This is a genomic window from Sphingobacterium lactis, assembly GCF_051951495.1.
Taxonomy (GTDB): Bacteria; Bacteroidota; Bacteroidia; order Sphingobacteriales; family Sphingobacteriaceae; genus Sphingobacterium; species Sphingobacterium lactis_A.
Window position 1 is genome coordinate 435,456 of record NZ_JBNHAS010000002.1, and the last position, 12,221, is coordinate 447,676.

Consider the following 12,221-nt stretch of genomic DNA (forward strand, 5'->3'; position numbering starts at 1 on the left):
GCTTTTTTTCTTGTAATATGGATTTTTTGTAGGAAGACAAACGCTCAAGAATTGCAAATTAAATCAACAATTGTTTTAAAGGTTGATTCAAGCTTTGTGTTAAATGCTGAGTTAGGTTCTATGGTAATTTCCATACATAATGATTCAGATTCGTCGTTTTTGGGGCAAATTAGTTTGGTCCTACCTCCAGGATTAGAACTGTTGGGTAAACCAGAAAGAGCGATTAGCTTAGCAAAGGGTAAAAGTTGGTATACATCAATAAAAGTAAGAGCTACGAAATTGCATGTGTTAAACGCTAAAGAGATGGTTTTCCATCTTAGAGATAAGCAAGGTAAGCTTTTGAATACTTCTCGTGTACAATTGATTGTTCCGGTTTTTCAATCAATAAAACTCCATAATGAATCGGTATTTCAGGTCCTAAAAAATGTTGGAGATTCCCTTTATTTAAAAATACGCGTTAGTAATTCAGGGAGCACGAATGAACAGATTAAATTATTGTTTTCTTCACCAAATCGAGTAGGACGCTCGGATTTTATGGAGAAAAGTTTTTTTCTGAAAAGTAGTCGAGATACAGTGATTTTCTTGTCTATACTTCAAGAGAAGTTTATGCTGGCTCGAGCCCACTATACGATCACCGTAAGTGGTTTGTCCGAGGAGAACGATGTTTTGGATCAAGTAACTTTGAATTTTTCAAGTTTGGTGAGTGAACGTGATTATAGAAGCCTATTTTCCACCTTAGACCGAAATTTGATTTATTCGCCAAATTACTTAGAATGGCAGGGCAATCATATGCTATCAAAGAGGAAAACACATTTTTTGCGTTCGGAAGGAAAGTATACAGTAGGGGAAGGGAGGATAAGTTATGCTGCTGTGTTGACGAAATTAGATGGATTAACCTATCCGTTGTTAAATAATACTTTTATAGATTATGAACAGCGAAAGTTTAAAATCACTTTAGGAAACTTTCAAGAGGATTTAGAACAGTCGCTATTTGGTCGAGGGATTCGTTTTCAACAGATAGATACTTTGAAGGATATTGGGTTTGTTGTTGGATTAATGGAACGTAAATCAGATTTGATTGCAGCTTATGAACAACAATATGCTGGATTTTCTGTCTTCGGGAAAATGCAACTTGGACAATTTCATCCTAATCGGAAGTATTATGAAGGTCAAGTAATTTTTGATCGCAATGTACTGGATAGTAGTTCCAGTTTGCTTTGGAGTAATAACTTTGAAATTGTTCCAAAAAAGTATGAATCTGTTTTGAGAATAAATGGATTTTTAGCTTCTGGAGTTCAACAGTATTTTGGAAATAATGCCAACTACGAACAGGTGAAACCCAGTGTAGCATTAGGGGTAAAAATGGATAGTAAGTGGAAGAAATTCCTAATTCAAAGTGAGAACTTTTATAGTTCTTCCTATTACCCGGGAAATAAGAGAGGCTCAACACATATTACTCAGCGAATTGGGAAAAATTGGGGAAGGAAAATGGCCCATGTTCGATATACTTATATGAACTATACGCCTGCATTTTTTGGCGTACAGTATATCAATTTCAGTAATGAAATTTCGAGATTGGAGGGGACGATATTTTTGCCTATGACTAATTTTAGTTCAATAGGAATTACACCAAGTTATAATCAGGATCGTTCTATAATAACGACTAAATCTGGCGAACAGGATTTTAGATCTCAATCATGGCGGTTACAATCCATTTGGAATAAAAGAACCGCTAATTTGAAGCACCATATCAATTTAATAATTGAAGGGGCCTATTTGACAAATTTGAAAAACAAGCAATCTCAACTGGCCTATCGAGCAGATTTAAATTATAATTTTCAAAATTTTGGTTTAAACGCTAATTACCAAAAAGGAGAGTTACAGGCTAATGATTTAATGCGTGCTTCATTTTTTTTATCTAATGCAGGAGATCAATTTTCAATAGGAATGCGTTATGATGGTCGTCTGTTTGAAGATAGGCTGTTATGGTCCTGCGCGCTTACAACCAATCAACAGGTAGGTTTTTCCACTAGTATGGTAAGTTCGATGCAAATGCGTTATAGGATTCGTCCGATGACAGAAATTACCGGGATGGTTCAATTGAGTCGATTTCAAATAGCCAATAATCAGACTTATCTTCAAGAAAATAGCCGATTTGGAATTCGTCAATTATTAAATTACCAAAAGGACCCTAAGCAGAGACAGCAAACTGGAGAGTTAAGAGTTTTCTGCTTTTATGATCATAATCAAAATGATGTATTTGATGCGGGAGATGTTCCAGCGGTAGGATATCACTTTACTATTAATGATTTGATGCTTTTTACGGGAAAAGATGGTCGAGCTAAGTTTAAGAACCTTCCTTATGGCGAGTATGCACTATTCTTTGCTCAAAAAGGTAGTTTTATGCCCTGTCATTTAACAACAGTCCTTAATAAAAAAAGTCTTATGGTGGAAGTACCACTTAAAAGAGGGGGGACATTGAAATCGCAGGTTCGACTTGAATATTTTTCAGGAATCAGTATGGATGCAGATTTAAATTTGGACCGTTTTACCCTACTGGCTATAGCGTCTGATAAAACTTATAGGATATCAAGTGATCAATACGGAAAATTTGAGCGAAATCTACCCGAAGGCGAATATGAACTTAAGTTAGATGATGTCAATTTGGGAACCAATGAAAGTTGGATTGGTCAAGCCACTAGAGTGAGCATTCTGCCTGGTGAAACGAAAAATATTCCAGCCTTTGTGGTTAAAGTGAAATCCAAGCGAGTAGAAGTGAAACGATTTGGTCAATAAACTTGAAAATAAAAGCTTTTTCTTCCTCATTTTTACGCCTTTTGCATCGGAAAAGGATTTCCTTTCGATTGGATTTATTAACTTTGTGGTTTAGCAAGAATTTTCAAGAGATTAATATATGTTTTCAAATCTTCAGGATAAATTAGATAGAGCCTTTAAGGTTTTAAAGGGACAGGGGAATATTACGGAGATCAACGTTGCGGAGACCATGAAAGAGATTCGCAAGGCCTTATTGGATGCCGATGTGAACTATAAGACCGCAAAGACGTTTACCGATGATGTTAAGCAAAAAGCACTAGGTCAAAATGTATTGACTAGTATTTCTCCTGGTCAGTTATTGACCAAGATCATGAACGATGAACTGACCGAGTTAATGGGCGGTACAGTGACAGAGTTAGAGCTTACTAAGAATCCTACGGTTATTTTAATTGCTGGTTTGAACGGTGCGGGTAAAACGACCTTCTCTGGTAAATTAGCTAATTTCTTGAAAGCTTCTAAAGGTAAAAAACCTTTATTGGTAGCTGGAGACGTTTACCGTCCTGCGGCTATAGACCAATTGGAAGTTTTAGGTCAGCAAGTTGGTGTGCCGGTATATGTAGACCGTGAGTCTACAGATCCAATCGCTATTGCTGTTGCCGGTGTAGAAGAAGCAAAACGTAATGGACATAATGTAGTCATCATCGATACAGCAGGTCGCCTTGCAATTGATGAGCCATTAATGCAAGAAATCACTGCGGTTAAGGAAGCGACTAATCCGCAAGAGATCTTATTTGTAGTTGACTCCATGACGGGTCAGGATGCGGTGAATACTGCGAAAACATTTAATGATCGCCTTGACTTTACAGGGGTTGTATTAACGAAGTTAGATGGCGATACCCGTGGTGGTGCTGCTCTTTCCATTAAATCCGTAGTTAACAAACCGATTAAATTTATCGGTACGGGTGAGAAAATGGAGGCCTTGGATGTGTTCCACCCAGATCGTATGGCGTCCCGTATCTTGGGTATGGGTGACGTTGTATCCTTGGTAGAGCGTGCTCAACAACAATTTGACGAGAAACAAGCTGCGGAATTACAAAAGAAAATCCGTAAAAATAAATTTGATTTCAACGACTTTAAATCGCAAATCCAACAAATCAAGAAAATGGGTAACATGAAAGATTTGATGGGTATGATTCCTGGAGTAGGAAAAGCAATTAAAGATGTGGAAATTGATGACAATGCGTTCAAACCTATCGAAGCAATTATTGATTCGATGACACCATTTGAGCGTGAGAATCCAGATGCTATTGATCAACGCCGTAGAATGCGTATCGCCAAAGGCTCTGGTACTGATGTCAATGAAGTAAATAAATTGATGAAACAGTTTTCGGATATGCGTAAAGTAATGAAGCAAATGTCCAATCCAGGAATGGCAGCAAAGATGATGCGCAATATGCCAAAAATGCCAGGAAAACCTTTCTAAAGCTTGAAGGATAAGATATTTATCCATCGAGATGATAAAAATAAAAAAGAGTTGACCGCATACTGGTCAACTCTTTTTCATATATAGAAAACTTAAATAGCTAAGTTTTTGTCTATTAAGGGAGGCTGGAATAGGATGGAATAGCATAGATATTCTAAAAAGCTATTCTAATGAATTAAATTTATTGTTAATTTTGTAATATGGACGACCCCGGGCAGATATCGGAATATGGTAAGATACTCTTAATGGCTATCATTGGTATCTTATTGGTCAGTGGTACCATGTTATTGGCGCGAATTCTAGCTCCAAAGAATCCCAATCCTATTAAATTAAGCACTTACGAGTGTGGAGAAGAGTCAAGAGGAACATCTTGGGTACAATTCAATCCTAGGTTTTATGTGATTGCCTTGGTATTTTTACTCTTTGACGTGGAATTGCTCTTTATCTTTCCTTGGGCAACTGTCTTCGGTCAAGCAGAATTCATAGCCGCAGATTCACGTTGGGGATGGTTTTCCCTGATTGAGATGGGGGTATTCCTAGCTATACTAATAGTAGGATTGATTTATGTTTGGAAAAGTGGGGATATCAGTTGGATAAAACCGCAACATAAAACACCGCAGGTGTCGGTAAATATTCCAGCCTCAGCCTATGAAGCGATAAACAACAAGACCTATATCCTTCGGGATTTTCAGGAGCAAAGTATAGAAGCAGAATTAGCTACTAAAGCTGCTGAACCGGTAAAGGTTGGATTTAAACCAAGATTTAAAAAGCCTAATACAGAAGCATGAGTTTAGATCAACGATTACAGCAAAACAATGGTGTTATCATTGCCAAGATGGATGATTTGCTTAATTGGGCAAGATTATCTTCGATGTGGCCAATCAGTTTTGGTATTGCCTGTTGTGCAATCGAAATGATGGGTGCTATGGCTGCAACGTATGATTTAGATCGATTGGGTGTATTTCCTCGTCCCTCGCCTAGGCAATCCGACGTGATGATCATTGCTGGGACAGTTACTTTTAAAATGGCTGATCGGATCAAGAAGCTCTATGAACAAATGCCTGATCCAAAATATGTGATCTCCATGGGCTCTTGCTCCAATTGTGGGGGACCATATTGGCAACATGGATATCATGTGGTAAAAGGAGTGGACAAGATTATTCCGGTAGACGTATATGTTCAAGGATGCCCTCCAAGACCGGAAGCCTTAATAGGGGCGTTTTTAGAATTACAGAAAAAAATAGAACAACAGTCTTTATTGCAGGGGGATATCTTTCCTGTCGCAGTAGAGCAATAGAATACAATATGGCAAAAGATTTTTATGGTGACCTGCGTTTAGGGATCCTAGGTGGCGGTCAATTGGGTCGTATGTTGATCCAGGAAGCTATCAATTTTAATGTAAATATCCACGTACTGGATCCAGACCCCAATGCACCATGTAAGAAATTGTGTAACCAATTTGAGGTAGGGTCTTTATCTGATTTTGAGACTGTCTATAATTTTGGTAAAGATTTGGACATGATCACCATCGAGATTGAAAAGGTAAATGTGGATGCTTTAGAAGCCTTAGAAGATGAAGGTGTCTTGGTTTACCCACAATCAAGAGTGATTCGTTTGATTCAAGATAAAGGTCTTCAAAAGCAATTCTTCAAACAAAATGATATTCCTACTTCGGCATTTCAATTTGTGTCGAATAGAGAAGGGCTAATGAATTGTCAGATTTCATTGCCATATATTCAGAAATTGCGTAAAGATGGTTATGATGGTAAGGGCGTTAAAAAGATCAATTCTCAAGCAGATTTCGCATCAGCTTTTGATGAACCTAGCATTGTTGAAGAGTTAGTGCCATTTGAAAAGGAAATTGCTGTTATTGTAGCTCGTAACGATAAAGGCGATATGGCTACATTCCCAATGGTGGAAATGGAATTCAATCCTCAAGCTAATCTGGTGGAGTTCTTAATTTCACCTTCGACTTATTCCTTCGATATTCAAGCTAAAGCGGAGAGCATTGCTAAGAAAATTGCGAATGACTTACAGATTGTCGGTTTACTAGCTGTGGAGATGTTCTTGACAGCAGATGGTGATATTTTAGTGAATGAGTTGGCTCCAAGACCGCACAACAGCGGTCACCAAACCATTGAAGGGAATTATACCTCCCAATTTGCTCAGCATTTACGTGCAATCTTTAATTTACCTTTGGGAAATACGGAATCACGTTCAAATGCGATTATGGTGAATTTGTTGGGGGAAGAGGGTTATGAAGGTTTAGCTAAATACGAAGGTATTCAGGAAGCTTTAGCGATGGATGGAGTATATATCCATTTATATGGAAAGAAATATACCAAGCCATTCCGTAAGATGGGGCATGTATGTATTGTGAATCCTGATCGTTCATTGGCGATTGAGAATGCCCGTAAAATACAACAGTTAATCAAAGTAATTGCATAATTAGGATAATTAAGAATATAAGATGGAAAACCCAAAAGTAAGTATCATCATGGGAAGCAAATCAGATTTGCCGGTGATGCAAGATGCTATTGAAGTTTTGAAATATTTAGGTGTAGAGTCGGAAGTGACGATTGTTTCGGCACACCGTACGCCAAAACGTATGTTTGATTTTGCAGAACAAGCTGCAGGACGCGGTATCAAAGTAATTATTGCCGGTGCAGGTGGGGCAGCACACTTACCTGGAATGGTAGCTTCGATTACGACCTTGCCGGTAATTGGTGTGCCTGTGAAATCATCAAACTCCATTGATGGTTGGGATTCGGTTCTGTCCATTCTACAGATGCCTAATGGTATTCCAGTGGCTACAGTGGCTTTGAATGCTGCAAAGAATGCAGGTATTTTAGCTGCTCAAATTCTTGCTACTTCGGATGAGAAATTGGTGGCTGCGGTTCAGGCATTCAAAGACGAACTTCGTGAAAAAGTAGAAGAAACTGCTGAAGAGGTAGAACGCTTAAGGTTCTAAGAAATACCACATAAAAAAAGCTCGGGATATGAATAACACATTCCGAGCTTTTTTTTATGTCTTTATGTTTTATTTGAAATTCTTCTGCATATAGTCGTAGGACTTTTTAATGCTGGCATATTTATCCGGCATATAGATATCATCCTGTTCTACATAGGCGTATTTTAATCCGCTTTCATTGGCAAAAGTTACCATGTTTTTGTAGTCAATGCTTCCTGAACCTACTTCTGTATACTTGGTTGTTTTAGTGACTTCATCTAAATTAATACTATCACGTTTGCCGGTTCTTTCATCAAATTTATTTAAATCCAATGGTACGGAGTTCGCACGATCCATATCTTTAATATGCCATTGGGAGAAACGACCAGGATATTTATCAAAATAAGATTGCGGGCTTTCACCTGCCTTGGTGATCCAGAATAGATCCAGTTCAAAGGTTACTAAATCGGGTTCTGTAAAGGCTAAAAGAATATCCAATCCCTTGGTGCCATTTCCAAACTCTTTAAATTCCCAATAGTGATTGTGGTATCCTACTTTTATACCTGCTTTTTTAGACATTTCCCCGGCTTTGTTAAGCTGTTCTGCCATGTATTGGTATTCTGGTATGCCAAGCTTATTAAGTTTGTTTAGCGGTGGGATAGGGGCAATGATAAACTCTTGTCCCAAGTTATGTGCAACTTCAATATATTTCTCAATATTTTCCTTGTCAGAAGCGTCTTTGTCAAGGTACTTCTGCATATCATAATGACCACTATGTGTTTTCAGGTTATTATCGTTCAGGATTTTCTTTAAGGCATCAGTTGTAATTCCCCAGTGATTTCCAGTACTTGGGTCAGCACCATAGGTTTCTACATGCTTGTACCCAATATTGGAAACCTGTTTCAGTACTTCCTCTGGATTTTGAGCTAGAAGGTCACGAAGGGTAAAGAGTTGTAATCCGATATTTTTTAAAGGGGAGCCAAGGTCGGTTGGTTTATTATCGCATGCTAGGAACTGTGGGGCTATTATTCCGCCGGCAATACTTAGTCCTGCAAGCTTTATGAAATTTCTTCTTGATTGCATCATAGAATACGTTCTTATCTTTATTGAATATAGACAAATTATTTAAAAAATAAGCCTTAATTTTTCATCTCCTCAAAGGAGAATTGCTCTCATACTTCTTTAAGGAGATGAAAATTAATTTATGCTTTATGCTTAAGTAACGAATATAAATTTTCGCAAGTATAGTATGTGTTTCATCCATGAATAAAAAAAGGATTCTTTGTTAGAGAATCCTTTTTGATATTTCTTAAGAATTGGATAACTAACTTATACAGTCATGATATCTTTTTCTTTCAATTCAGCCAATAGATCAACCTTAGCGATATAAGCATCAGTTAATTTTTGAACTTCAGCTTCACCAGTTTTGATTTCATCTTCTGAAACACCATCATTTTTAAGTTTCTTGATGGATTCGTTAGCATCTTTACGGATGTTACGAACTGCTACACGTCCTTTTTCTGTTTCTTCTTTAGCTTTTTTCACTAAGTCACGACGACGTTCTTCAGTCAAAGGAGGTACAGCAAGACGGATAATAGAACCGTCATTCTGAGGGTTTAAACCAATATTGGAGTCCATGATCGCTTTCTCAATAACCGTTAGCATTGGTTTTTCCCAAGGTTGAATAACGATGGTACGCGCATCTGGAGTATTGATATTGCTCACTTGAGCTAATGGAGTGGAATTACCATAATAATCTACATAGATTCCATCAAGCATTCCTGGGGTAGCTTTACCTGCACGGATTTTCGTTAATTCCGATTCCGTATGTGCAACAGCCTTAATCATGCTTTCTTTGCACTCATCCAGTTGAAGGGATATAAATTCGTTCATATCTTGATTATATATATTCGTGAATGTTTATTAACTAACTACAGTTCCAACATGTTCACCATTGGCTAATTTCAATAAATTGCCCGGTTTGTTCATGTCGAATACAATAATTGGAAGGTTATTCTCTTGACATAGCGTGAAAGCTGTCATGTCCATAACGTTCAAGCCTTTTTCATATACTTCGGTGAAGGATATGTGATCAAATTTCTTCGCATCCGGATTCTTTTCAGGGTCAGCAGTATAGATACCATCTACACGTGTTCCTTTAAGAACTGCATCAGCATTGATTTCAATTGCACGCAATGAAGCAGCTGTATCTGTAGTGAAGTATGGGTTACCAGTACCAGCACCAAAGATCACGATACGTCCTTTTTCTAAGTGACGTACTGCACGTCTGCGGATGAAAGGTTCACAGATCTGTTCCATTTTAATCGCAGTCAAAAGACGGGTTTTAATGCCCACTTTTTCCAATGCATCTTGTAAAGCCATGGAGTTAATTACGGTAGCTAACATTCCCATGTAATCTGCTTGTACACGGTCCATACCAGCTTTTTCAGCACTTAGACCACGATAGATATTTCCACCACCAATAACAATGGCGATTTCCATACCTAAGCTATGAAGTTCTTGAATGTCTTTTGCGTATTGTTGAACACGGTTAATGTCAATACCGTAGCTTTGCTCACCCATCAAAGCTTCGCCACTGAGTTTAAGGAGGATACGTTTGTATTTCATATTTGATTTTTGGAATATTTCCAAAAGCCAAAGATATGACTTTTTGCTTGCGTTTAGTGAGATTTATTACCTTTTTTTACCTTTTCAATTACTTGTGCGTAAAATTCCTCGTATCGAGGGACTATTTTACTCAGTTCAAAATCCTTCGCACGAAGCAATGCATTCTCTTTAAACTGCTTTAAAACATCGCAATCCTTCAAGATATTAATTGAATTGGTCGCCATATCATCAATATCACCTACATCACTCAAATAACCGCTAAATCCTTGAACATTAAGCTCCGGAAGTCCACCCGTATTAGAAGAAATTACCGGTACTTTACAAGCCATAGCTTCTAAGGCTGCTAATCCGAAGCTTTCTGAGCCCGATGGCATCAAGAAAAGATCTGCAATGGATAAGATTTCCTCAATAGCATCTTGTTTCCCTAAGAATCGAATACAATCTGTAATACCTAACTCTCTCGCCAACTCTTCAGCTCTACGTCTTTCAGGACCATCACCAACCATTAATAACTTAGCAGGAACTTCCTTGATAATCTTGTCAAAGATTCTGACTACATCGTCTACACGCTTAACTTTTCTAAAGTTGGAAGTGTGAACAATGATACGCTCTTGATTCGGAGCTATAGCTTTCTTGAAATGCTCGTGATTCTTATTGTGGAAACGATGAAGATCAATAAAGTTTGGAATAACTTCAATGGAATTGGTAATCTGGAAATAACTTAAGGTTTGCTCTTTCAGGTTCTCTGATACTGTCGTCACACCATCAGATTGATTGATAGAGAATGTAACAACAGGGCTAAAGCTCTTGTCTTTTCCTACGAGAGTAATATCTGTTCCATGGAGTGTAGTTACTACCGGGATATCAATTCCATAGGTCGATAAGATCTGTTTTGCTAAGAATGCTACCGAAGCATGCGGAATAGCATAATGCACATGTAATAAATCTAAACCTTCAAAACGCACTACATCAACAAGCTTACTAGCAAGGGCAGTTTCATAAGGAGGAAAGTCAAATAAAGGATATTGATTAATCGCTACCTCATGGTAAAATAGATTTTCAGAGAAAAAGTCTAAGCGTGCAGGTTGGCTATACGTGATGAAATGTACTTGATGACCATTATTGGCTAAGGCTTTACCTAATTCTGTTGCCACAACACCACTTCCACCAAAGGTAGGATAACATACGATTCCTATTTTCATAAGCTGTTTTTTGTTGGTTTAAAGATAAGGATGCTTTTAGAATAGTTTTATAAAATTTTTGTTCGTTTAGTTTTTATGCTAATTTTATTACAAATGAACTATAATTCTGAAGATTTAATGACGGAGTTGTCTTTTAAAACAGCTCGTTCGGGAGGCAAAGGTGGGCAACACGTCAATAAAGTTTCCTCCAAAGTATTACTTATTTGGGACTTGCAGAATTCCAATGTATTCGATGAAGAAGAAAAAGCTTTATTGAAGGATCGGCTGTTTAATCGCTTGACAAAATACGATATGTTGCAATTGGAATCTTCAGAAGACCGTAGTCAATTGCGTAATAAGGAAATTGTAATAGAACGATTCTTGAACCTCATCAATGAATCGTTAATTCCCGATAAACCAAGAATTCCCACTAAAATACCAAAGCGAATCGTATTAGAAAGACTGGATAGAAAGAAAAAACTAGCCAGTAAGAAATCCGATAGGCAATGGAAGTATAAACCCTAACATTTCCTGAATTCATTACAATTCAAGCTTTTATTTTTAATATAATATAAAATAATACAACTGTAAATCAGGTTGTTATGTGTTTTGTTGTCCTGTAAACTAAGTATTTAGTTTGAAAACTAATACTTTAGTTATATATTCGTTCTATAATCGATTATAGGCAATATTGTCTTTTTTATAATTAATACCAGTATGAACGAATTAAAAGAACTCACCAAGGCAGAGGAGCAGATCATGCATATCTTATGGGATATGAAAGTTGGTTTTGTAAAGGAAATTATTGATCAGATTCCTGAACCTAAGCCAGCATATAATACAGTATCTACAATTGTTAGGATTCTCGAAACCAAGGGTTTTGTGGATCATGAGTCTTTTGGAAAAAGCCACCGCTATTTCCCAAAGATTCAAAAAGAAGAATATAAGAAACTAATTACAGGAAAACTCTTACAAGGTTATTTTGAGAACTCAGCGAGCAGCATGCTTTCTTACTTTTTAGAAGATAAGAAGTTAGATGTTAAAGAGCTTGATGAGATTATGAAGATGATCCAGAAACATAAATCTTGATAAAATCGAATCGTTATGATTTATATCCTATTAGTCAACGTCGCATTAGTTCTGTTTTACCTGCTTTATCGCTTTGGGTTAAAGAGACTGACCTTTTTCCGATTAAATCGGATCT

At 37.3% G+C, this 12,221-nt stretch carries 11 protein-coding genes and 1 pseudogene; 8 read left to right on the forward strand and 4 right to left on the reverse strand.

The features are described from left to right. Nucleotides 1–51 precede the first annotated feature (51 nt). From ACP6L2_RS09540 to purE, 6 genes are all read left to right on the forward strand, one after another. Nucleotides 52–2,796, forward strand: a complete 2,745-nt coding sequence (locus tag ACP6L2_RS09540; RefSeq protein WP_440508989.1) for a hypothetical protein — start codon at nucleotides 52–54, stop codon at nucleotides 2,794–2,796. A 118-nt stretch (nucleotides 2,797–2,914) separates the two neighbouring features. Then, nucleotides 2,915–4,258, forward strand: a complete 1,344-nt coding sequence (ffh, locus tag ACP6L2_RS09545; protein WP_344673070.1) for a signal recognition particle protein — start codon at nucleotides 2,915–2,917, stop codon at nucleotides 4,256–4,258. Nucleotides 4,259–4,458: 200 nt separating this feature from the next. Then, a complete protein-coding gene (locus tag ACP6L2_RS09550) occupies nucleotides 4,459–5,046 on the forward strand; it encodes an NADH-quinone oxidoreductase subunit A (RefSeq protein ID WP_440508990.1) in 588 nt (195 codons plus the stop codon). Beyond that, nucleotides 5,043–5,555, forward strand: coding sequence for an NADH-quinone oxidoreductase subunit B (locus ACP6L2_RS09555; RefSeq protein WP_344673068.1), 513 nt, complete (start codon nucleotides 5,043–5,045; stop codon nucleotides 5,553–5,555). The genes ACP6L2_RS09550 and ACP6L2_RS09555 overlap by 4 nt, the downstream gene beginning before the upstream one ends. Nucleotides 5,556–5,563: 8 nt before the next feature. Next, on the forward strand, nucleotides 5,564–6,706 hold the full coding sequence (locus tag ACP6L2_RS09560; protein WP_440508991.1) for a 5-(carboxyamino)imidazole ribonucleotide synthase: 1,143 nt from the start codon (nucleotides 5,564–5,566) through the stop codon (nucleotides 6,704–6,706). Between the two features lie 22 nt (nucleotides 6,707–6,728). After that, nucleotides 6,729–7,229: a 5-(carboxyamino)imidazole ribonucleotide mutase gene (gene purE / locus ACP6L2_RS09565; RefSeq protein ID WP_440508992.1), complete on the forward strand. Its 501-nt coding sequence runs from the start codon at nucleotides 6,729–6,731 to the stop codon at nucleotides 7,227–7,229. Between the two features lie 69 nt (nucleotides 7,230–7,298). Here the strand turns inward: purE and ACP6L2_RS09570 are convergent, their stop codons facing one another. The 4 genes from ACP6L2_RS09570 to bshA form a co-directional block, all read right to left on the reverse strand. Further along, complete coding sequence (locus ACP6L2_RS09570; RefSeq protein WP_440508993.1) at nucleotides 7,299–8,294, reverse strand: sugar phosphate isomerase/epimerase family protein; 996 nt, start codon at nucleotides 8,292–8,294, stop codon at nucleotides 7,299–7,301. Between the two features lie 243 nt (nucleotides 8,295–8,537). After that, complete coding sequence (gene frr, locus ACP6L2_RS09575; protein ID WP_440508994.1) at nucleotides 8,538–9,101, reverse strand: ribosome recycling factor; 564 nt, start codon at nucleotides 9,099–9,101, stop codon at nucleotides 8,538–8,540. A 30-nt stretch (nucleotides 9,102–9,131) separates the two neighbouring features. Further along, nucleotides 9,132–9,836 (reverse strand): UMP kinase, encoded by a 705-nt coding sequence (gene pyrH, locus ACP6L2_RS09580; RefSeq protein ID WP_344673063.1) that lies wholly within the window; start codon nucleotides 9,834–9,836, stop codon nucleotides 9,132–9,134. A 53-nt stretch (nucleotides 9,837–9,889) separates the two neighbouring features. Next, on the reverse strand, nucleotides 9,890–11,038 hold the full coding sequence (bshA, locus tag ACP6L2_RS09585) for an N-acetyl-alpha-D-glucosaminyl L-malate synthase BshA (protein ID WP_344673062.1): 1,149 nt from the start codon (nucleotides 11,036–11,038) through the stop codon (nucleotides 9,890–9,892). 123 nt (nucleotides 11,039–11,161) lie between these two features. Between bshA and ACP6L2_RS09590 the strand changes: the two are divergent. After that, nucleotides 11,162–11,542 (forward strand): annotated as a pseudogene (locus ACP6L2_RS09590) (aminoacyl-tRNA hydrolase); the annotation flags it as partial. A 192-nt stretch (nucleotides 11,543–11,734) separates the two neighbouring features. Further along, a complete protein-coding gene (locus ACP6L2_RS09595) occupies nucleotides 11,735–12,106 on the forward strand; it encodes a BlaI/MecI/CopY family transcriptional regulator (protein WP_440508995.1) in 372 nt (123 codons plus the stop codon). Nucleotides 12,107–12,221 lie beyond the last annotated feature (115 nt).